Here is a 21353-nt window from a genome sequence, read left to right as displayed (position 1 = left end):
CATGGCCCGTCGCCTGAGCCTCGCCGTCGAGCGCTTCCCGATCGCCGGCGCCTTCACGATCTCCCGCGGCAGCCGCACCGAGATCGCCGTCGTGGTGGCGACGCTCACGGACGGCGACACGGTCGGGCGCGGCGAGTGCGTGCCCTATCCGCGCTATGGCGAGAGCGTCGAGAGCGTCAGCGCGCTGATCGAAGGGCAGGCGGAGGCGATCGCGGCCGGGATCGGGCGCGATGCGCTGATGACCCGCATGAAAGCGGGGGCGGCGCGCAACGCCCTGGACTGCGCGCTGTTCGACCTCGAGGCGAAGCTCCAGGGCCGCCCCGCCTGGGCGATCGCCGGTCTGCCGGCGCCGCAGCCGGTCATCACCGCCTACACGCTGAGCCTCGGCACGCCGGAGAGCATGGAAGAGGCCGCCCGCAAGGCGGCCCACCGGCCCCTGCTCAAGGTCAAGCTCGGCGGGGTAGGGGACCCGGAGCGCATCGCCGCCGTCCGGGCCGGCGCGCCCGATGCCCGGCTGATCGTCGACGCCAACGAGGCGTGGCGGCCCGAGACCATCGAGGCCAACCTCGCCGCCTGCCTGAAGGCCGGCGTCGCGCTGATCGAGCAGCCGCTGCCGGCCGACGCCGATGCCCTGCTCGCCGAGATCGCGCATCCGGTGCCGGTCTGCGCCGACGAGAGCCTGCACGACCGCGCCGGCCTCGACGCGCTCGCCGGGCGCTACGACGCGATCAACATCAAGCTCGACAAAACCGGCGGCCTGACCGAGGCGGTGCTGCTCGCCCGCGAGGCGAAGGGGAGGGGGCTCGCGATCATGGTCGGCTGCATGCTCGGCACCTCGCTGGGCATGGCGCCGGCGGCGCTCCTCGCCGAGGGGGCCGACTTCGTCGATCTCGACGGGCCGCTGCTGCTCGCCCGCGACCGCGACCCGCCGCTCCGCTACGACGGCAGCCTGATGCACCCGCCCACGCCGGAGCTGTGGGGATAGGATTCGCCTCGCCTGTCACCGGCGGGGCGTCACAACGGGTTTGGGATTAGGTATACCAGAAGGCTTGCGTTCCGCCCGCCCGGCTGCCATCCATCGGCGGTGCGATGGGGCCGTGGCGTGGACGCGCTGTTCCCCGCAGCCAGACAACACAACAGCAGTCTTCAATGCTGGGGAGGAACGACGTGGCCAGAAACATCCTGATCCTGGGGGCCTCCTACGGCTCGCTCCTGGGGACCAAGCTCCTGATGGCCGGTCACAACGTGACCCTGGTCTGCCGCAGGAAGACCGCCGACCTGATCAACCGCGAGGGCACCGAGGTCCGCATCAAGCTCCGCGACGAGAAGGAGCACCGCGCGATCCACTCGCGCGACCTGCCCGGCAAGGTCGACGCCATGCCGCCGGAAGACGTCGACGTGTCGCGCTACGACCTCGTCGGCCTCGCCATGCAGGAGCCGCAGTACAACAACCACACGATCCGCGTCCTGATGATCAAGATCGCGGCGGCGAAGCTGCCGTGCCTGTCGATCATGAACATGCCGCCGCTGCCCTACCTCAAGCGGATCCCGGCGCTCGCCGCCATGGATCTTGAGGATGCCTACACCAATGCCGGCGTCTGGGACCGGTTCGAGCCGGGGCTGGTGTCGCTCTGCTCCCCCGACCCGCAGGCCTTCCGGCCGCCGGAGGAGGAGGCCAACGTCCTCCATGTCGGCCTGCCGACCAACTTCAAGGCCGCGACCTTCGCCGATGAGGCGCACAACACGCTTCTCCGCGAGCTGGAGGCCGACATCGACGCCGTGCGCCTCGACGGGCACGACGTGCCGGTGAAGCTGAAGGTGTTCGACTCGCTGTTCGTGCCGCTGGCCAAGTGGTCGATGCTGCTCACCGGCAATTACCGGTGCATCACCCCGGGCGCGCCGCAATCGATCCACGACGCCGTCCACGGCGACCTCGCGCGCTCGCGGGCGATCTACGACCATGTCGACGGGATCGCCCGGAAGCTCGGCGCCGACCCGGCCGATCAGGTGCCGTTCGAGAAATACGCCAAGGCGGCCGAGAGCCTGCTGAAGCCGTCCTCGGCGGCGCGCGCGGTGGCCAACGGTGCGCCCTACATCGAGCGCGTCGATCTGCTGGTGAAGCTGATCTCGCACCAGCTCGGTGATCCGAACGCCGAGATCGACCGCACCGTCGAGACCGTCGACCGCAAGCTCGACGAGCGCATCATCGAGGGCTGACGGGCGCCGTCGCTTCGCTCCGCCCCGGTATCACGGGCGCAGCGAAGCGATTCAGGTCGCGCGACATCGGCGGCCGTGGCGTCGCTGGATTGCTTCGCCGCGCTCGCAACGACGGCGAGCGGGCGCTGGAGCCGCTCCCCCGGAGCGCGTCGCGTCACGGGACACGGCGTTCTGGCCTTCGGTCCTTCCGGCCCTCCCCTCATCCTGAGGGGCCGGAGCGCAGCGGAGGCCTCGAAGGAAAGCTCCAGCCAGCCGCGCGATCCCCGGAGGGCTCCTTCGAGGCCGCTGCGCAGCACCTCAGGACGCTGGCGATGTGTGGGACGGCCCTCCGTCAGGCGCAGCCCGACCGGTCGCGGCCCTCCATCACTCCGCCAAGTCCAGGAAATGCCGCCCCTGGCGGTCGTCGATCTCGATGATCCAGAGATCGGAATCGAACCGGATCTCCTTTGTCAGGCGCTCCTCCACGTCGAGCGGGCTGCCGCCGGTGACGATCCCGGCGAAACGGCGGTCGCCGCTCTCCTCGGCCTCGAACAGGGCCTGCGGCGCCGGTCCGTAGAGGTCGGCGCTGCCGTCGAGCCGGTCGACCTTCACGAAGATCGCACCCGCCTCCGCGGACCCGCGCCGCCGCAGCACGGCCGGGATGCCGGCGACATCCAGACGCCGCAGATGGGCCGAAACCCAGAAATCGGAGCGCAGGCGCATGCGTCTGTAGCCCTGTGAGGATCCGTTCGCCGCAGGGCCTGTGTCCCGGCGGATCAGCCGGATCCGGAACCCTGCGAGCGCCGGGTGGCGCGTCCTCCGCCATGCGCGAAAGCGCCGGTCCGGGCAACCGCCGGTGCACGGCTCGGCATCTCCATAACGGTTCAGGCGGCGGAATATTCCTTCAGAAAATCGAGTATTTATCGGGATTAAAATAGAATTGATCGATGTGCGACAACGCACATCTATAGTATTGTTTGCTGATTATCTGAGCAAAGGGCGCCCGAATTTGCATCTCACGATGATTTAAGGAGCACTCCGATGTGGAGAATGACCTCGCTTGCGGCGCTGATCGTCGCCGGCCTGTGCGGTGTTGTGCCGTCGGCCCACGCCCGTCCGGAGACGCTCATGGATTCACTGGGCAACCGCGATTCCGCATCCTGCCCGCGCTACCAGCGGACGCCGCAGGATCGCTGCAACATCGTCGTGCATCGGCCCGGGGGTAATCCCACGCAGGACATGACCGGATCGATCGGACACGCGAAGTCCTGGCAGGCCAATGGCGGTCCACGCTGCAAGACGATCTGCCGGTTCACCGGCACGCAATACTGAGGGCCCGCCTCCGCGCTCTCACGCCGATCGGCACCCGCGCCGCAAGCGCGGCGGGGGTGCCGCCCTGTCTCGCCTAACCGTGGCCGGCCCGGGCCATCAGCTCGCGCAGGGTCCGGCCCGTCGCCTCGCCGGTGACCGGCAGCTTGGCGCTGCGCTCGAACTTCTCGATCGCCGCCCGCGTGCCCGGTCCCATCGCGCCGTCGGGCTTCACCGCGTAGCCGAGCTTCGACAGCGCCTTCTGGGCCCGCATCACCGGATCACCGTCCTTCTCGGGCTTGGCGGTCTTGGCGGCGTCCTTCGTCTCCTTCGGAGCCGGCTTCGCGGCCGGGCGGACCGGCGACGCCTTCGGGGTGACCGAGGCGGTGGTCTCATCGGATCGGATCAGCTCGCCGATCGCGTCCCGGGCCGCCGGCTTGGCGGGCGCCGGCGCGGCGACGCGTTCGGGATCGATGACGCGCACCGGATCCCGGGCCGCCTCCCGGACGGGCTCCTTGGCGGCCGGGGCCGCCTCGCGCGCGGCAGGTGCCTTCTGGGCGAGCTTGGGCAGAATCGGCGCCGGATGGCGCCCGGTCTGGTAGCCGAGGGCGTTGACGCAGACGAAGCCCGCCGCGCAGAGGGCCGCGAGGCTGCCGAGAACGGTGCCCGGGCTGGTCCGGCAGGTGGCGCCCGTCGCCTTCAGCGCGCCGACGAGGACGGCACGCCAGTCGCCCTGGACGGCGGCGCGGCGCGGCGCGGGACGGCGTGCGCGGCTGGGTTCGCCCGGTACGGTGATCTCGCGGTAGCCTGACATCATGTCTCCTTCCGGGGGATCTGCCGATCAGGCGGTGCGGCGCAGGACCGGGTCGGCCGGGACCGAGGCGGCGCTCGGCTCCGCGTCGAACAGGCCGAGCGGCAGGCGCACCACGCGGCGCGACACCGGGGCGCCCCGCACGGCGGTGCGGATCGGGGCCGGCCCATGGTCGGCCGCCGGAGCCGGGCAGACGAGGGGCAGGGTTACGGTCACGACGGTCCCGACCTGCGGGGCGCTCTCGATCAGCAGGGCGCCGCCGTGCAAGCCGACCAGGCCCTGCACCACCGAGAGTCCGAGGCCGGTCCCCTCGTGCTGGCGCTTGTAGCCGCCGCTGCCCGCCTGGAAGAACGGGGTCCCGAGCTTGGGCAGGTCGTCCGTACCGATGCCGACGCCGGTATCGGCCACGACGATGTCCAGGCTGCCCGCGCCGCGGCGCAGGGACAGGTCGACCCGGCCGCCGCGCGGGGTGAACTTCACCGCGTTCGAGATGAGATTGATCAGGACCTGCCGGCAGGCGGCGGGATCGGCGGTGATTTCCACCGGGCCCGACGGGGGGACGGTGAGGACGATGCCGGCGGCGTCGGCCTTCAGGCGCATCAGGTCGCAGCAGGCCCGAAGCAGGCCCGCGATGTCGAAGCATTCGGGGGCGCAGTCGAAGTTGCCGCTCTGGATCCGGCTCATGTCGAGGAGCGTGTTGACCACGCCGAGCAGATGGTGGCCGGAGGCGCCGATAATGCCGGCATATTCCCGCGCCTGGTCCGGGCCGAGGCTGACGGCGCCTTGGCCCGCCAGGACCTCGGAGAAGCCGATGATCGCATTGAGCGGCGTGCGCAGCTCGTGGGTCACGTTGGCCAGGAACCGGCCCTTGATCGCGTCGGCGCGTTCGGCCTCGGCGCGGGCGCGCTCCAGCTCCACGGCATGCCGGTGGTGCTCGGTCATGTCGCGGGTGACCGCCACCACCGCCATGGCGGCCTCGTGCGGCCCGTGCTCGATCCGGTGGGCGCGCATCTCGGCGTGGATCAGGCTCGCGCCGTCGGGCCGGCCGGCCTCGGCCTCGACGTGCAGGCGCAGGGGCAGGGTCGCGGGCCGCCCGGTCGCCGCCACGTCGCTCACCGCCTTGAGGAAGGCCGGCCGGTCGGCGACATGGACCCGCTCCAGCAGCCCATGGCCGCGCAGCCGGGCCGGGTCGCTGCCGAGCAGCCGCGTGGCCGAGACCGAGGCTTCCAGCACGCGGCCGTTGCGGTCGTGCCAGGTCACGAGATCGTCGATCGCCGAGAGGAGCAGCCGGTCGCGGGCCTCGTTGTCGCGCAGCCGCTCGCGCCAGACGCCTTCGTTGCGCATGTGCTCCAGAGCCTGGGCGGCGACATGGCCGATCGCGGTGATCGCGAAGGCCGGGAGCGCGATCCCCGCCGAGATGTCCATGACCGGCAGGGCGCCGGCCCAGGCGCCGAGGGCCACCACGGTCAGCACGCCGAGAACCGCCATGACGGAGGCCGCGATCGTCGCGCGGAGCGAGCCGGAGACCAGCGCCTCCAGGGGGATCGCCACCAGCCAGACCGCGGCGGGCGATGCGGCGCCGCCGGTGACGCCCGCCAGGGCGACGACGAGGCCGGTCAGGCCCGCCGAGGAGACCGCGTGGGCGATCCAGAGGGACCCGGTGCGGGCGAGCAGGACGGCGGCGAAGACCGGCAGCAGCAGGCTCGCGATCGCCAGGACCTCGAAGCCGGACGGCACCCCGCGCCAGAGCAGATAGGGCGGCAGACCGACCATCATGACGGCGCCGGTCGCCAGCCGCGACACCAGGAAGCGCTGGTGGCGCGCACGGGCCGGCGCATTGTCGGCCACGGATTCGTGGACGAGACCCGCGAGCCGGTCGTCGATCAACGACGTCAGGACAGTCTTAATGGTCAAGGTTGGCACGCGCCGCGCAGAATGCGTTCCCGCATCCGTCGCGCCTCCGGTTCGACTTCGAACGACTTCCGGACGGTCGCAGAGCCGGCTTAAACGAGTGTTGCGGGACTTGTCCGATTGATCGGGATGCTTTCCGCGAGGTAACCAGCCGATTGCGGACAAGCTTCATTCACCATCGCGCGGAAAAGCTCGGGTCGGTTGAGGCCCGGTTGAGGAAATCCGTCGAATGCTTCCGCTTGATCTCGAGCGGAGGAATCGTCTCATGACCGTCCTGCTGCGCGCCGCGCTGGTGATCGGCGTGCTCTCCTACTTTGCCTTGCTGCGAGCCGGGACGGATCCGGCCGCCGAGGCGAGACGGCTCGCCGACGCGGTGCCCAGCGCCCAGGCGGCGCTGCCGGCGGCCCTCGACGCGGTGCCAGCCGAGGCCCCGCGAGCGGGCGGTGCCGCGCCGTCCTGGCCCGCGGCCTGATGGCCGAACTGAGCCGCCGCGCCGCGGAGCCGACGGCCTCAACCGACACCCTTGAGGAGACCGATCGGCAGCCCGCTTGGCGGGGCGCCGATCCGCAGCGCGATCCGCCCGTGGATCCCCGCTGACGTCCAGCCCGTCAGGCCGGCTCCCCGCCGCCCGCCGCCCGGGCGCGCACCGGCAGGGAGGGGCGCTGCGCGGCGACGCGCTCTGCGCCCTGGCGCAGCTTCGCCTCCGGGCCGTGCAGCGGCTGATGGGCCTCGCCGCGCCCGCGCTCGGCGAGGGGCCGGTCGAGGATCGCGGCGATCAGGTCCCGGGAGGCTGGCCGGCTCACGGTGCGGAACAGCCGGACGAGGTCGGCCACCCGCTCGGCCGAGCGCGCGACACCCTGGTTGAGGGTCAGGAAGATGTAGACCGCCTCCTCCTCGTGCAGGCCGGCGGCCCGCAAACCCAGGGTCAGGAGGTCGTAGCGGGCGCTGGCGTCGGCGACCACGGTCAGGAAATCGCGCGGCAGGCCGAGGCCGTCGGCCAGGGCCGCCATGAAGGCCGGCACGTCGCGGGCGGCTGACAGGCCGGTCAGGGTCTCGCCAAGGCCGCGGGGCGCCGGCGGGCAGGGGCGCAGGGCGGCGGTCGCCTCGACGGCCCGGCCGATCACCGTGCGGCGGATCGGATCGGCGTGCAGGTACAGGGGCACGAGGTCGGCGGCCGAGACGTCGGGCCGGACCAGGAGGAGCCGGGCGAGGTCGGGGGCGCTGCGGCCGCGGTTCACGAGCCGCGCCAGGGCTGCCCCCCGCAGGGTGTGGCCGAGATTGGCGGCCAGCGCGCGGTCGATCTCGGGGCGGCCCTCGCGGGAGAGCTCGTCCACCGCCTCGCGGCTCAACCCGGCCCGGGCGGCGATGCGGGCGGCGATGTCCGATCCCTCGGCCAGGGCCGCCTCGATCAGGCGATGGCTCAGGGTCGGGGCCAGTTCCACCACCGCGTCGCGGGCCTCGCCGCCGCGCAGCGCGAGCGCCTCCAGCACCGCCGGCGGCGTCTCGGGGCAGGGGGCCAGCTTGCGGGCCACCACCCGGGCGGTCTCCTCATCCACCGTGGGGATCAGGCCGCAGGCGAGCGATTCGAAGATCTCGATCTCGGTCCTGTCCCGGGCCGCCGCCCGGACGAACAGGTCGGTCTGAACCCGGAGGATCACCGGCTTGAGATCGAGATTCTCGATGCGTGAGAGTTCGAGGAGCCCGGACAGGTCCGGCGGAGCATCGACGGATAGGGGCATGGAGGATCGGTTACGCAAGACTGCAGTAAGGTCACGCTAACCGCATCGACGTGAATCGACCTTTAAACCGCCTCCGCCGCGACCGTGCCGTCCTGCATCATGGTGGCCCGCGCGCGGCCCCGCTTCGGCCTCAGCGCGTCAGCCAGAGAACGAGGCCGAGCCCCACGGCCGCCGCGACGATGATGCCGACATAGAGCGGCAGGACCCAGGGCTGCCGCTGGTGCACGTAGCCCTTCGCCGCCTGCTCCGAGGGGGCACGCTCGTTCTGCCGGGCGATCCGGACCTCCTGGGGCGTCGGCGGCGTCCCGCCGGCCTCCTCGCAGGTCCCGAGCGGGGCCGCGCCGATATCCATGTGCGGGGTCTTGTCGGCGGTGCGGCCGCTGTCGATGTCACCCTTGAGCTGCGCGGCGGTCGGCGCGTCGGAATCCGGCGGCGGATCGCAGGGCAGGTTCGCAGGGGGCGGCGGGGTCTCGGATCGCAGCGTCATCGGGGGGACTCCAGTCTCCGGTCACAACGCCCGATGGGCCCGGTCGGCTGCGGCCAGGATGTCGCGGCTTTCAGGCCTCTCCGGCGCCGCGCTTCAGCAGCGGCCGCGCGAGCATTTGCCCCGCATCGGTGAAGCCGGCCGCCCTGCAGAAGGCGCGCAGGGCCTCCTGGTCCGGCGCCGCGGCCAGGAGCAGCCGGTCGCAGCCCGCCTGTCGCGCCGCCCGGCCGGCCGCCTTCAGCAGCACCCGGCCGATGCCCCGGCGGCGGGATTCGATCGCGACCGCGAGGCTGGTGATCAGGCCGAAGGGCCGCGGCGCCTCGAGGGTCCGGACGGGGGACACGGTGATGAGGCCGCTCGGCGGTCCCCATTCTACGGCGACGAGGGCGGTGCCGCCGTCCTGTTGCAGGGCGTCGAGCCGGGTCGCGAGGTCCGCGGCGCCGACCGCGATCCCCGCCTCACCCAGCAGGGCCGCGAGCCCGGCGGCGTCGGGACTCGCGGCAGCGCGGATCTCCAGCCCGTAGCGAGTGCCCAAATTCCGCTCCTGATCGGCCGGCCCGGACGTGCAACGCGGCGCATCGCGATCCGTCCCCCGCGGGCGCAGCCCGCACGGGCCGCGTCGAGGCCGGTGCCGTCGTGGCCCTCGGCCTCGTCCTTCGACGGGATCTGGAGAGCGTCTTCAGGAAGGCGAACGAGCGCCGGACCGGGCTTCGGCGGGGTCACCCGCAGTGTTCGCGGGAGTGTTCGCGGGGCGGAACACGCACGGGCTTTGGCGCTTTGCTTCCCAGTTCAAGTTCGGGGAGCGCGCAGCATGGCGGGTCGGGTGACGGATCAATCCACCGACGACGCGGCCGGCAAGGCGCATCCGGAGACCGAGCGGCCGGTGCCGCGACCCGGGACGGCCGAAGAGGCCGAAGCGGTCGAGCGGCACAGGGCCGAGACGGACGTCGCCGCGGGCGACCTGGCCGACGATCTCGCCGACTTCGCGTGATCCGGCCGGCACGCGGGCTGCGGGCCGGCCGGGTCCCAGGGGCCCGGCCGAGGGGCCGGGCTCAGGCCGTTTCTTTGGCCTTGCGGGGGCGGCTCACGCGCTTGGGCTTCTCGGCCACCTCCGCGACGGGCTCCGGAGCCGGCGCCGGCGCCGGCGCAGCGGACTTGCGGCGCTGCTGGCCGAGGCCGAGGCTGCGGGCGAGTTCCGAACGCTGGGCCGAGTAGCTCGCGGCCGTCGACGGGTAGTCGCGCGGCAGGCCGAAGCGCTCGCGATACTGCTCGATCGTCAGGCCGTTGCGCGACAGATGGCGCTTCAGCGTCTTGTACGGCTTGCCGTCGATGAACGAGATCAGCGCGTCCGGCGTCACCGACTTGCGGATCTGGGCCGGCGTCGGCTTGTCGGCCGTCTCGGTCACGGTCGCCGCGGGGGCCGAAAGCTTCGTCAGCGCGGCGTGAACGCCGGCGAGCAGACCGGGCAACTCGCTGATGGGCACCGAATTGTTCGAGACATACGCCGAGACGATGTCCGACGCCTGCTCGATAAAGGTCTGCTGCTGCTCAGTGGCGGTGTCGTCCATCGATGATTCCCTCTATCCGACCGTGGTGAGACGGTTCTAAGACCCCGTTTCATAACGGGCTGAACAGCTTAGCGGTTGGGTGAGCGGCGGGCATCGCAGGCGTTGGGAGAGTATCTGACGCTCACCCAGGAACCCCGATGTGGACGCCCGCCGCCCGCGCCGAGCTTGCGCGCGAGAGCCTGCCCTATGCAACCTGCCTGAGCGATGCCGAATGGACGGTGCTCGCGCCGCTACTACCTGCACCGTCCAGCACAGGCCGCCCATGGCGCTGGCCCGTGCGCGCGATCCTCGACGGCATCCTGTACGTGCTGCGCACTGGCTGCGCGTGGCGGCACTTGCCACTGGACTTCCCGCCCTGGAGCACGGTGCATCGCTGGTTCTTGCGCCTGTCGCAGACAGGCGTATTCGAGCGCCTCGCCCACGCTCTCACGATGGCCGACCGGGAGCGGGTCGGACGCGAGGCCAGCCCGACCGGCTGTGTCATGGATGCGCAAGCGGCGCGCTCGGGCGGCGTGGGGGTGGCAGGTGAGCGCGGTTACGATCCAGCCCGGCGGGTCGTCGGGCGCAAACGCCACGCGCTGACCGACACAGACGGCCGCCTACTCGTGGCTGGCGTTTCATCCGCTGACCTGCACGACAGCCACGGCGGCATCGCCCTGTTGCGGGCTTCGCGCGGGCTATTCCCTTTCCTGACGCACTGCTTTGCTGACCGCGCCTACAGAGGTGAGCGCGTCGGCAGGGCCACGGCCATCGTGGTCGAGATCGTCGAGGCGGAAGCCGGGCAGAAGGGCTTTGCCGTTCAGCCCAGGCGATGGGTGATCGAGCGAACATTCAGTTGGATCAGCCGCTGCCGCAGGCTCGCGCGCGACCACGAAGCGACCCCGTCCTCCGCGCTCGCCTTCTTCGTGCTCGCTGCGGCCATGATCCTCGTCAGGCGGCTCGCCAGAGCGTTATGAAACGGGGTCTAACGTCTGTGCAGCAAAATCAAGTCGTCGTCGAGCATTTCCCTACACAATGCCCCGGTCATGAACACGCATATTGTTGAAGCCGTGGGTCGAGCTGAAATCGTTGGTCGAGCAAACCGACATGCCGGAGGCGAGGTTGGATGTGGCCGCGGCCTGCGGACGGGCGCCGATTATGCCTTCTGTCGCGATCTAGCGGCGGGCTTCCTCTGCGAAGATCCGTTTCGGGTCTGATGAGACGCCCGGAACTTCACGCGGCGGCCCGCCGCGATGTCCCGTCAGCGCGTCGACGCGGGATGAACGTTTCGGCCGGACTGTCACGTGATCTGCGCGGGGCCGGTCCTGGCCTCGGGCGCATCTGGGCCATAAACGTCCGGGTGAGACGGGATCCGGGGCGATCGACGTGGACCAGCAATCGGAACCGGGCACCGTCTTCGGCGCCACCATCCCGTTCGTGGATCATTGCGGCATCGAGGCCCTCGACGTGCGCGCCGGCCGGACGCGCCTGCGCCTGGCCCTGCAGCCGGAGCACGCCAACAATCTCGGCATCGCCCATGGCGGCGCGCTCTGCACGTTGCTCGACGTCGCCCTCGGGACGGCGGCCCGGCTGCAGGCGGGGCGCCCCGTGGTGACCCTCGACATGCAGACCCGCTTCCTCGCCCCCGGGCGCGGTATCCTGATCGCCGAGGGGCGGGTGACCCGGGCGGGGCGGTCGGTGATCTTCTGCGAGGCCGAGATCCGGGATGCGGCGGGGGATCTGGTGGCGACGGCCACGGGGCTGCTCAAGCCCGTCGGCGAGCGGCCGGGACCGGCGTAGACCGCCCGCGCCGCCGCGGTGGGTTGCGGCTCCGGACGCCTGCGCGGTCACGTCGGGCCGCGCCCGCATTGACGTGCGCCCGGCACGGTGGAAAAGCCTGTGTCATGACGATGCCGGATGACGCGCGCGCAGCCCTGGCTGCGCCTCCCTCAGAGGCCGACGTGGCGGCCATGAAGTCCGAGGCCGCGGCGTGGTTCGAGACGCTGCGCGATCGCATCCTCGCGGCCTTGGAGGCCATCGAGGCGGAGGCGACGGGCCCGTTCCATCCCGATGCGCCCGAGGGCCCCGGAACCTTCGAGAAGACCCCGTGGAACCGGACCGACCATACCGGCCGGCCCGGCGGCGGCGGCGTCATGGCGATGCTGCGCGGCCGCGTCTTCGAGAAGGCGGGGGTGCACATCTCGACGGTGCATGGCGAGTTCGCGCCGGAATTCCGGGCCCAGATGCCCGGCGCCGCCGAGGATCCGCGCTTCTTCGCCACCGGCATCTCGCTGATCGCCCATCCCTGGAACCCGAACGTGCCGACGGTGCACATGAACACCCGGTTCGTCGCGACGACGCGGGCGTGGTTCGGCGGCGGGGCCGATCTGACGCCGGTGCTCGACCGGCGCCGCAATCAGGACGATCCGGACAGCCGCCATTTCCACGCCTGCCTGGCGCGGGCCTGCACGGCGCACGGCATCGATCACGCCCGCTACAAGGCGTGGTGCGACGAGTATTTCCACCTCAAGCATCGGAACGAGCCGCGCGGCATCGGCGGGATCTTCTACGATTATCTCTGGAGCGGCGATCCGCAGGCCGAACTCGCCTATACCCGCGACGTCGGACAGGCCTTCCTGGAGGCCTATCCGAAGATCGTGCGCGACAACGTCACCACGCCCTGGACCGAGGCGGACCGCCACGAGCAGCAGGTGCGGCGCGGCCGCTATGTCGAGTTCAACCTGCTCTACGACCGGGGCACGATCTTCGGCCTGAAGACCGGCGGCAACGTCGCCTCGATCCTCTCCTCGATGCCGCCGACCGTGCGCTGGCCGTGAGTGCGGGGCTGCCGGCCGCCTACGCCCCGCAGCAGGACGCGGCGCTGAAGGCGATCGCCGCGTGGCGGCGGGACGGGGGATCCCAGGTGTTCCGGCTGTTCGGCTATGCCGGCACCGGCAAGACCACGCTCGCCCGCCGGATCGCCGAGGATGTCGACGGCACGGTGGTCTACGGGGCCTTCACCGGCAAGGCGGCCTCGGTGATGCGCCAGAAGGGCTGCTACGACGCCGCTACGATCCACTCGCTGATCTACCGCACCAAGGAGGCGGAGGAGGGCGGACCGACCTTCACGCTGAACCGCTCGGGGCCGGCCGCCAAGGCGGATCTGATCATCATCGACGAGTGCTCGATGGTGGATTCCGATCTCGGCAACGATCTTCTGTCGTTCGAGCGGCCGGTGCTGGTTCTGGGCGATCCGGCGCAGCTGCCGCCGGTGCGCGGCGGCGGCTTCTTCACCGAGGCGGAGCCCGACGTGATGCTCACCGAGGTGCATCGGCAGGCCAAGGATGACCCGATCGTCCGGATGGCGATGACGATCCGCGAGGGCGGCCGGCTGGAACTCGGCAGCTATGGGCAGAGCCGGGTCGTATCGCGCCGCACCCTGGATCCGGCCGAGGTGCTCGAATGCGACCAGGTGCTGGTCGGCCTCAACAAGACGCGCCGCCTCTACAATGCCCGGCTCCGGGAACTCGCCGGCCACACGGATCCGATGCCGGCGATCGGCGAGAAGCTGGTCTGCCTGCGCAACGATCGAGTGAAGGGCCTGCTCAACGGCTCGACCTGGACGGTCCAGGCGCTGCGCGCACCGCCGCGGCCGGATCTGATCCGGCTCGACGTGGTGCCGGAGGACGATCCGGCCCTGCGCCGAAAGCCCACCGACATCAAGGTGCTGCGGGCGATGATCACCGGCTCGGACGAGGAGATCCCGCTGTTCCTGCGGCGCGAGACGGACGAATTCACCTACGGCTACGCGCTGACGGTGCACAAGGCCCAGGGATCGCAATGGGACCGGGTGACGTTGTTCGACGAATCCTACGCGTTCCGCGAGCACCGGGCGCGCTGGCTCTACACCGGCCTGACCCGCGCCGCGCAGGCGATCACGGTGGTGGTCTGATCCGGCGCAGGCGGGCGACGTCTCGCTTGTGAAGCTGCGCCGCGCGTGCTAGGCACCGCCGGTCTCATCGAGGCACCTTGCGGAGAGGTGGCAGAGCGGTTGAATGCACCGCACTCGAAATGCGGCATGCCTGCAAGGGCATCGGGGGTTCGAATCCCCCCCTCTCCGCCAGTCGTCCCGTGACGCACGCCATAGATTTTCGTTTTTGGGCGCGTTTCCGGCTACGATCTCATCATAATTTATCGCTGACGCGCGTGCGTCATCGATAAATAAGGACTGTTCGCCCTGGCAATTCGATGCCTCGCGATCCGATCGTGGCAGGCCTGGAACCCGCCGCGCTCCTGTACAGGCTGAGCCGCATCTACTGCTGAGACATGAGGCAGGAGGATGCCCTTTCGCATCCAATGCGTGTGTTCCGGCGGGCGATGGATTTCGCTAGAGCATTTTCGATTTGATCTGGCTCATATCCTGCGGCGGCGCAGAAGGTGGCACACTCATCGGGCGTGATCGTATCGATGAGCCGACCGATGGCTGCCCACAATCCCTCGACAGTGCGCTCGGCGGCCTTGCGCAGCAGCGCCTTGAGCTTTGAGAAGGCCATCTCGATCGGGTTGAAGTCGGGCGAGCCGGGCGGGAGGAAGAGCAGCCGCGCGCCGGCCGGCCCTGTGTGGCTGCCGAGGTTGTCCATCACGACGGTGTCGCCGGGAGCGAGTTCGGGCACGAGCACGCGCTCGACGGAAGTCTGGAAGGCGTCGCGGTTGATCGAACCGTCCAGCACGAACGGCGCCGCGAGGCCCGACAGGCGCAGGCCCGCCACGAAGGTCGTGGTCTTCCAGTGACCGTGCGGCACGCTCGAGCGAAGCCGTTTGCCGCGGGGGGGCAGGTGCGGGCCATGTCGGTCGAGGGCCAAGTCTCGTCGAGGAACACGAGGTGGGCGAGACCGAGATCGGACTGGCCCTCGAACCACGCCTCGCGGGCGGCCTTCACGTCCGGACGGTCGTGCTCCGTGGCGTGGGCTGTCTTTTTGTGTACGTCAGGCCGCGCGCGTCAGGAAACTGCACAGCGTGCGCGGCCCAACCGTTCGGTCGTGCTCATCCTTCAAGCGGACCTGCATCTCCTCCAGGGTGACGTCATCCCGCTCGGCGATCAGGGCCCGCAGGAACGCCTCGTGCGGATCGAGCTTGCAGCGGCGTGCCCGACCTTGCGGACGGGCCGCCACCGTCCGGGTCGTGGCCAGTGCCGTCATAAAGCGGATCGCGGTCGCAGCACCCACCCCGAAGTGCTTGGCCGCTTGCCGGCGCGATGTCGCGCCTGCCGCGTCAACCACCCGCTTACGTAGATCCTGGCTGTCGGGTCGGCCCATGACGTGCTCCTCACAGGGAGCGCGCAATGAATCAGCCCAAATGCCCGGTGTGAACCCCAACCGTCCGATTCAGCGCCTTCCGAAAAATCTCTAGTCGATCTGGACAAATAATTGAATATACTGTTAGGTGAAATGTTTTATAGTTTGTTGATTTCAAATAAGATTGGATTTTTTGGGTCAAAAAACAATCTATCCGCTAACGATCCTTTGCGACATAAGTTTTTGCGAACACAGAGACCGCCTCGGCGACATGGTCCTTGATCTGATCGGGGTCGATGGCGAAGGTGTGCGGGGTGAACAGCATCAGCGGAACGAATTTGCCCATGATGCTGCCGGTGAAGATCTCCGCCGCCCGCGCCGGATCGTCGCCGGTGAATTCCCCGCGGGTCCGGGCCTCGGCCAAGTAGCCCGTGAGCTTCTGCAGGGTACGGCCCGGCGCCATCGCGTAGAAGGCCTCCCCGAGCGCCGGATGCCTGTGAGTCTCGTTCACGATCATGCGAGCCAGCGCGACCACCATGGGGCTGCACATGCATTCCAAAAGTGCGATGCCGACCGATTGCAAGACGATTGGAATGGGCCCATCGCTCTCCAGAGTTGAGTCGAGAACTTGTCGGACTTCGTTGTTCCGGTTGTCCACCACTTCGATGAACAGATCTTCCTTGCTGCCGAAATGCCGATAGAGCGTTTCTTTGGACGACCCAGCCGCGAGAGCGACCATCTGCATCGTCGTCTCAGCGAAACCGTGCTCGAGGAATACCTTCTCGGCAGCCTGGGCAATCTCCGCGCGGCGCCGCGCCCCGCGCGGGATTGGCCCACGCGCGGCCTTCTGATCGACCTCTGCGGCGCTTGACATCGCTCCGTCCACCCTCGCACATCCGAACCGCCGGGTTCGGTTATGTTGACCGCGTCTAAGGCAAGTGGGCCGCGTGATCGAGTGTTCCTTCGGCTGCGCGGTCGATAGGGTTGCGAATCCGATTCATGGCCGACGATGATACTGACCGTCGATCGCGCTCCGGTGGCCGCCCGCGCGACCGCCGCGACTATATCGATCTCGGCTCCGAAGCCGATAATCGCGGGCGCCGCGCGGCACGCGCATCCGACCGCGAGGAACGGTGGGACGGTGCAAGGTCCGTGGCGTTCGAGACGAGCCGCCGCAGCTCCGACCGCGCCCGGGACGAAGCGCAGGACAATTATCCCGATGACGATCAGGACGATGACGGAGGCGAATCCGTAGGAGATCGCGGGCGTCGGGACGCGGATCGATCGGCCGATGCCGATCGCCGCGGGCGTCAGCAGAACGAAGAGCACCCCCGCGGCAAAGGATCGGACGGGCAGGACGGATCGGGCCGCGATGGGCGGACCGGCAATGCGGAACAGGGCGGCCGGGATCAGGATGCTGAACGGCGCAGCAAGCGCCGACCGCTCGTGATCGGCATCGGCGCGGTCGTGGTCCTTCTGATGGTGGCTGGCGGCCTCTATTTCTGGCTGTCGACCCGCGGCAAGGCCTCGACCGACGATGCCTATACCGACGGCAACATCGTCAGCATTGCGCCCCAGGTCGCCGGGCAGGTGATCTCCCTCGATGTCACCGACAACCAGTTCGTCCACAAGGGCGACCCGCTGTTCCGCATCGATGCCCGGCAATACGTCTACCGACAGGAGCAGGCCCAGGGTCAGCTCGACGCGAGCAAAGCGCAGATCGCCAATCAGAAACTCGGCGTCGAGATCGCCAAGAAGAACTTCCCGGCCGCGCTGGCGCTGGCGCAGGCGAACCTCGCCTCGGCCAAGGCCAACCTCGCCCTGCAGCAGGCGAATTACGACCGGCAGAAGAGCCTGCCGAAGCTGGCCACCACCCAGCAGGATGTGGATACGACCGCCGCGAACTACCAGCAGGCGAAGGCGCAGGTCGAGCAGGCCGAGGCCCGGGTCATCCAGGCGATGCCGGTCCAGCAGAATATCGGCCAGTCCGAGCAGCAGGTCGACCAGCTCCAGGGGCAGGCCGAGCAGGCCAAGGGCCAGCTGGACCAAGCCGTCCTCAACGTCGAGTGGACTGTCGTGCGCGCGCCCCAGGACGGCTGGGTCACCCGGCGCAACGTCAATGCCGGCGACTACCTGACGGCGGGCCAGCAGGTGATGTCGCTCGTCACCACCGACGTCTGGATCACGGCCAACTTCAAGGAGACCGAGCTGGACGGCATGCGGCCCGGCCAGCAGGTCACCATCACGGTGGACGCCTATCCCGACCTCGACTTGCATGGCCATGTGGACTCGGTCCAGCGCGGCTCGGGCTCGAAGTTCTCAGCCTTCCCGGCCGAGAACGCCACCGGCAACTTCATCAAGATCGTCCAGCGCGTGCCGGTGAAGATCGTGATCGATTCCGGGCTGAAGAAGGACGAGCCCCTGCCCCTCGGCGTCAGCGTCGAGCCGACGGTGCTGCTGAAATGAGCGGCGATCCGAACCAAGGCTGGAAACCCGCCTACAACCCCTGGCTGATCGCCATCACGGTGACGCTCGCCGCCTTCATGGAGATCCTCGACACCACGATCGTCAACGTGGCGCTGCCCTACATCGCGGGGTCGCTCGCCGCCTCGAGCGACGAGGCGACCTACACGCTCACCGCCTATCTCGTCGCCAACGGCATCGTCCTGACCATCGCCGGCTGGCTCTCCGACACGATCGGGCGCAAGCGCTACTTCCTGATCTGCATCGCGATGTTCACGGTGTCGTCCTTCCTGTGCGGCATCTCGCAGAGCCTGGGCCAGATCATCGTGTTCCGCTTGATGCAGGGCTTCTTCGGCGGCGGCCTGCAGCCGAGCCAGCAGGCGATCATTCTCGACACGTTCCCGCCCGCCAAGCGCGGGGCGGCCTTCGGGGTGACCGCCGTGGCGACCGTGGTGGCGCCCGTGCTCGGGCCGACGCTCGGCGGCTACCTGATCGAGCACCTGGACTGGCGCTGGATCTTCTTCGTCAACGTCCCCGTCGGGATCCTGGCGGTGATCGCCAACAGCATCCTGGTGCAGGACCCGCCCTCCGAGCAGGAGAAGCGCAAGACCAAGCGCGGCATCGACTATATCGGCCTGTCCCTCATCGTGATCGGCATCGGCTGCCTGCAAATCGTGTTCGACCGCGGCGAGGACGACGGCTGGCTCGGCTCGCCGTTCATACGGATCATGGCGACGATCGGCTTCCTCGGCGTGTTCGGGGCGATCTCCTGGCTGCTGACGGCGAAGAAGCCGATCATCGACCTCGACGTGTTCAAGGACAAGAACTTCGCCATGGGCTGCGTGCTCATCGGCGCCATGGGCTTCGCCCTCTACGCCAGCGCCGTGGTGATCCCGCAATTCGCCCAGAACGTGCTGGGCTACACCGCGCTGAAATCCGGCCTGATCCTGTCGCCAGGCGGGATCGTGGTGATCATCCTGATCCCCATCGTCGGGCAGCTCATGAAGGTCGTCCAGACGCGCTTCATCGTCATGTTCGGCTTCGCCTTCATGGGCGCAGCCCTGTTCTATTCCAGCCGGCTCGCCCCCGACATCGACTTCAGGACCCTGGTGCTGATGCGCTCCCTCCAAACCGCGGCGCTCGGCTTCCTGTTCGTGCCGATCTCGACCATCGCCTACCTGACCCTGCCGCAGAAATACCGCAGCGACGGCGCGGCCCTGTTCTCGATGTTCCGGAACGTGTTCGGGTCGCTGGGGATCTCGCTCTCGACCGCAGCCATCACCGAGCGCACGCAGGCCGACCAAGCGCACCTGTCGGGGTTCATGACGCCGCTGCGCTCCGGCTACAACACGCTGATCCAGGAGAGTGAGCACACCCTCCGCTCACTCGGCCGCGCAGCCTCCGTCGTGCATCAGCAGGCGGTCGCCCACACCTACCAGACCTACATGAAGCAGGCGCAGGTCTTGGCCTACAGCAACATCTTCCAGTACACGGCCGTCATCGCCCTGATGGTCGTGCCGCTCTGCTTCCTGATCTCGGCCAAGACCGCGCAGGGCGGCGGGGGAGGACACTGACATGACCTCCCACATCTCCTCCCGCATCTCCTCCCGGCCCCGCCCGTGGCTGCGCGGCGGCGCGGCCCTCGCCCTATCCGGGCTGACGGCCTGCACAGTCGGACCGAACTTCCTGCCCCCCGCGGCGGCGCTCGCGGAATCGAGCGACTACCTCGATACCGGCCAGCCGGCCCGGGCCCCGCTGCCGCTTCTCGCCCACACCAGCGCGATGGAGCCGGCGGTGACGTGGTGGCTCGCCTTCCGCGATCCGATCCTGGCGCAGCTCGAGGACCGCGTCGCGGCGCAGAACCTCGACGTGCAGACCGCCACAGCGCGCCTGTTCCAGAGCCGGGCCCAGCTCGGCACCGCGGCCGCCGCCGGCCTGCCAACCCTCAACGGCCAGGGGAGTGTCTACCGGCAGCAATTCAGCAAGAACGGCACGATCGGCCTCCTGTCCAACTCCCTCGGCGGCGTCACGGGTGGCAGCGGCTCCAGCGCCTCCAGCAGCGACCTGACGGCGCCGCTGACCAACGGCTTCGAGAGCTATACGCTGGGCTTCGACGCCTCCTGGGAACTCGACCTGTGGGGCAAGGTCCGCCGGTCGGTGGAATCCGCCCAGGCGCAGGCGGACGCGGCCGCCGAGCAGCGGCGCGACGCGCTGGTCTCAAGCCAGGCGGAACTCGCACGCGACTACGTGCAGCTGCGCGGGACGCAGGAACAGATCCGGATCGACCTCGCCAACATCAAGGTCAACGAGCAGATCCTCGACGTGGTGCGGATCCGCCAGCAGCGGGGTCTCGTCACGGGCCTCGACACGGCGAACGCCGCCCAGCAGGTCGAAGCGATCAAGGCGCAGCTGCCGCAGCTCCAGCAGCAGGAGATCCAGCAGATCAATGCCATCGCGCTGCTGCTCGGCGAGCCGCCGCTCTCCCTGTCGCAGGAGCTGGTGACCGGCCGCGCGATCCCGCCGGTGCCGCCGCGAATCCCCGTGGGGGTACCGTCGAGCCTCGTGCTGCGCCGCCCCGACATCCGGCGGGCCGAGGCCAACCTGCACGCGGCGGTCGCCGAGATCGGCGTCGCCGAGGCGCAGTTCTTCCCCTCCGTGACGCTGTCGGCGAGCCCGGTCGTCAACGCGGTCGATCCGGGCAAGATCTTCCGGGGCTCGTCCCTGCAATACATGCATGTGGGGCCGTCGATCTCCATCCCGCTCTTCGAGGGCGGGCGGCTCAAGTCGAACCTCGTCCTCCAGCGGGCCCGCCAGCAGGAGGCGGCGATCGCCTACCAGAAGGCGGTGCTCCAGGGCTGGCACGACGTCGTCAACGCGTTGGCTGCGCTCAGGGGCGACGAGGGCCGCCGGGCGCGGCAGGCGCGGCAGGTGGCCGATGCGCGGCAGGCGCTGGCGCTGTCCCGGGCGCGGTACACGCAGGGCGTCGAGATCTTCACCACCGTCCTCCAGGCCTCTCAGACCGTGCTGCAGGCCGAGACCAACCTCGTCCAGGCGACGGCGGCGATGTCGACTGACTTTGTGGCTCTGTCGAAGGCGCTGGGAGGCGGCTGGGAAAGCACCTTCCCGGCGGGTCCGACACCGGCGCTAGACCTGTCCCGGGTCTCTGTCCCGGCTGCCGATCTCACCCATGCGGGCGCCGGGCCGAGTCTGTGAGATCAGGCCCGAGCGGCCTGGTGTCGGCGTCGCCTTAAACGTTTGCCCGAACGGCTTCTTCGCCTGGAAGAGCCGCCCGGCTGCGAGGCGGCAGCGCGAGGATCTCGTGCTGCTCACCCCTGTTCGCTCCACCTTCGCGCTCTCGCACGAGACCTATGGCAGCCCCGTGTGACGCACGAGCTGCACGAACAGGGCGTGGCGGCAGGCCGGCGACGCGTGGCCTGGCTGATGCGGGGCGACGGGCTCAGCGACGATGTGTTCCCCGGTCACGAAGAGCCTGCGATCCCTTGCCTAACGAGAATGTGTAGCGATTGAAATTTATCGCCAGAACCGAAACAAAAATGGCAGTTCATGGCATAAAGTCACGTCTATTTGATCCTGCCTGCG

General features: G+C 69.5%; 20 protein-coding genes, 1 tRNA gene and 2 pseudogenes. 14 read left to right on the top strand and 9 right to left on the bottom strand.

Annotation, left to right across the window (positions count from 1 at the left end; all coding sequences use genetic code 11):
• Nucleotide 1 precedes the first annotated feature (1 nt).
• Complete coding sequence (gene dgcA, locus PQI07_RS08505; RefSeq protein WP_274926446.1) at nt 2–985, top strand: N-acetyl-D-Glu racemase DgcA; 984 nt, start codon at nt 2–4, stop codon at nt 983–985.
• A 182-nt stretch (nt 986–1167) separates the two neighbouring features.
• Nucleotides 1168–2217, top strand: coding sequence for a ketopantoate reductase family protein (locus tag PQI07_RS08500; protein ID WP_043355391.1), 1050 nt, complete (start codon nt 1168–1170; stop codon nt 2215–2217).
• Between the two features lie 363 nt (nt 2218–2580).
• Here the strand turns inward: PQI07_RS08500 and PQI07_RS08495 are convergent, their stop codons facing one another.
• Nucleotides 2581–2919: a DUF1491 family protein gene (locus tag PQI07_RS08495; RefSeq protein WP_043355392.1), complete on the bottom strand. Its 339-nt coding sequence runs from the start codon at nt 2917–2919 to the stop codon at nt 2581–2583.
• A gap of 318 nt (nt 2920–3237) precedes the next feature.
• Here PQI07_RS08495 and PQI07_RS08490 point away from each other — a divergent pair, with 318 nt between their 5' ends.
• A complete protein-coding gene (locus PQI07_RS08490; RefSeq protein WP_274926445.1) occupies nt 3238–3528 on the top strand; it encodes a hypothetical protein in 291 nt (96 codons plus the stop codon).
• A 73-nt stretch (nt 3529–3601) separates the two neighbouring features.
• On the opposite strand, the gene PQI07_RS08485 is transcribed toward PQI07_RS08490, so the two are convergent.
• Together PQI07_RS08485 and PQI07_RS08480 are read right to left on the bottom strand one after the other, a co-directional pair.
• Nucleotides 3602–4318, bottom strand: coding sequence for a peptidoglycan-binding domain-containing protein (locus tag PQI07_RS08485; RefSeq protein WP_043355396.1), 717 nt, complete (start codon nt 4316–4318; stop codon nt 3602–3604).
• 27 nt (nt 4319–4345) lie between these two features.
• Complete coding sequence (locus PQI07_RS08480; RefSeq protein ID WP_274926444.1) at nt 4346–6238, bottom strand: sensor histidine kinase; 1893 nt, start codon at nt 6236–6238, stop codon at nt 4346–4348.
• Nucleotides 6239–6491: 253 nt separating this feature from the next.
• Here PQI07_RS08480 and PQI07_RS08475 point away from each other — a divergent pair, with 253 nt between their 5' ends.
• A complete protein-coding gene (locus PQI07_RS08475; RefSeq protein WP_274926443.1) occupies nt 6492–6698 on the top strand; it encodes a hypothetical protein in 207 nt (68 codons plus the stop codon).
• A 136-nt stretch (nt 6699–6834) separates the two neighbouring features.
• Here the strand turns inward: PQI07_RS08475 and PQI07_RS08470 are convergent, their stop codons facing one another.
• The 3 genes from PQI07_RS08470 to PQI07_RS08460 form a co-directional block, all read right to left on the bottom strand.
• Nucleotides 6835–7965 (bottom strand): DUF2336 domain-containing protein, encoded by a 1131-nt coding sequence (locus PQI07_RS08470; protein WP_274926442.1) that lies wholly within the window; start codon nt 7963–7965, stop codon nt 6835–6837.
• Between the two features lie 130 nt (nt 7966–8095).
• Nucleotides 8096–8452, bottom strand: a complete 357-nt coding sequence (locus PQI07_RS08465) for a hypothetical protein (RefSeq protein WP_274926441.1) — start codon at nt 8450–8452, stop codon at nt 8096–8098.
• 70 nt (nt 8453–8522) lie between these two features.
• Nucleotides 8523–8984 carry a GNAT family N-acetyltransferase gene (locus PQI07_RS08460; protein WP_043379130.1) on the bottom strand — a complete coding sequence of 154 codons (462 nt, stop codon included), beginning with the start codon at nt 8982–8984 and terminating at the stop codon, nt 8523–8525.
• 276 nt (nt 8985–9260) lie between these two features.
• On the opposite strand from PQI07_RS08460, the gene PQI07_RS08455 reads away from it, so the two are divergent.
• Nucleotides 9261–9440, top strand: a complete 180-nt coding sequence (locus tag PQI07_RS08455) for a hypothetical protein (protein WP_043379133.1) — start codon at nt 9261–9263, stop codon at nt 9438–9440.
• A 61-nt stretch (nt 9441–9501) separates the two neighbouring features.
• Here the strand turns inward: PQI07_RS08455 and PQI07_RS08450 are convergent, their stop codons facing one another.
• Nucleotides 9502–10017, bottom strand: a complete 516-nt coding sequence (locus PQI07_RS08450) for a Ros/MucR family transcriptional regulator (RefSeq protein WP_043355409.1) — start codon at nt 10015–10017, stop codon at nt 9502–9504.
• A gap of 137 nt (nt 10018–10154) precedes the next feature.
• On the opposite strand from PQI07_RS08450, the gene PQI07_RS08445 reads away from it, so the two are divergent.
• The 5 genes from PQI07_RS08445 (at nt 10155) to PQI07_RS08425 (ending at nt 14119) form a co-directional block, all read left to right on the top strand.
• Nucleotides 10155–10973, top strand: coding sequence for an IS5 family transposase (locus tag PQI07_RS08445; RefSeq protein ID WP_053622656.1), 819 nt, complete (start codon nt 10155–10157; stop codon nt 10971–10973).
• A gap of 409 nt (nt 10974–11382) precedes the next feature.
• Nucleotides 11383–11796 carry a PaaI family thioesterase gene (locus PQI07_RS08440; protein ID WP_043355411.1) on the top strand — a complete coding sequence of 138 codons (414 nt, stop codon included), beginning with the start codon at nt 11383–11385 and terminating at the stop codon, nt 11794–11796.
• A gap of 104 nt (nt 11797–11900) precedes the next feature.
• Complete coding sequence (gene hemF, locus PQI07_RS08435; RefSeq protein ID WP_274926440.1) at nt 11901–12833, top strand: oxygen-dependent coproporphyrinogen oxidase; 933 nt, start codon at nt 11901–11903, stop codon at nt 12831–12833.
• Nucleotides 12830–13948: an ATP-dependent DNA helicase gene (locus PQI07_RS08430; RefSeq protein ID WP_043379141.1), complete on the top strand. Its 1119-nt coding sequence runs from the start codon at nt 12830–12832 to the stop codon at nt 13946–13948. Before hemF ends, PQI07_RS08430 begins: the two co-directional genes overlap by 4 nt.
• A gap of 81 nt (nt 13949–14029) precedes the next feature.
• A tRNA-Ser gene (locus PQI07_RS08425) sits at nt 14030–14119 on the top strand.
• Between the two features lie 283 nt (nt 14120–14402).
• Here the strand turns inward: PQI07_RS08425 and PQI07_RS08420 are convergent.
• Nucleotides 14403–15311: pseudogene (locus PQI07_RS08420) on the bottom strand (IS630 family transposase); the annotation flags it as partial.
• Nucleotides 15312–15507: 196 nt separating this feature from the next.
• Nucleotides 15508–16164, bottom strand: a complete 657-nt coding sequence (locus PQI07_RS08415; protein ID WP_051976314.1) for a TetR/AcrR family transcriptional regulator — start codon at nt 16162–16164, stop codon at nt 15508–15510.
• A gap of 125 nt (nt 16165–16289) precedes the next feature.
• On the opposite strand from PQI07_RS08415, the gene PQI07_RS08410 reads away from it, so the two are divergent.
• The 4 genes and pseudogenes from PQI07_RS08410 to PQI07_RS08395 form a co-directional block, all read left to right on the top strand.
• On the top strand, nt 16290–17756 hold the full coding sequence (locus tag PQI07_RS08410; RefSeq protein WP_274926439.1) for an HlyD family secretion protein: 1467 nt from the start codon (nt 16290–16292) through the stop codon (nt 17754–17756).
• Nucleotides 17753–19327, top strand: coding sequence for a DHA2 family efflux MFS transporter permease subunit (locus PQI07_RS08405; RefSeq protein ID WP_274926438.1), 1575 nt, complete (start codon nt 17753–17755; stop codon nt 19325–19327). Before PQI07_RS08410 ends, PQI07_RS08405 begins: the two co-directional genes overlap by 4 nt.
• Nucleotide 19328: 1 nt before the next feature.
• Nucleotides 19329–20966 (top strand): efflux transporter outer membrane subunit, encoded by a 1638-nt coding sequence (locus PQI07_RS08400; protein WP_274926437.1) that lies wholly within the window; start codon nt 19329–19331, stop codon nt 20964–20966.
• Between the two features lie 34 nt (nt 20967–21000).
• Nucleotides 21001–21212: pseudogene (locus PQI07_RS08395) on the top strand (IS3 family transposase); the annotation flags it as partial.
• Nucleotides 21213–21353: the final 141 nt, after the last annotated feature.

The organism is Methylobacterium sp. 092160098-2, assembly GCF_028920805.1.
In the GTDB taxonomy this organism is placed as follows: domain Bacteria; phylum Pseudomonadota; class Alphaproteobacteria; order Rhizobiales; family Beijerinckiaceae; genus Methylobacterium; species Methylobacterium fujisawaense.
The sequence above is the reverse complement of the archived record's forward strand: the minus strand, read 5'-3'. Positions and strand labels throughout refer to the sequence as shown.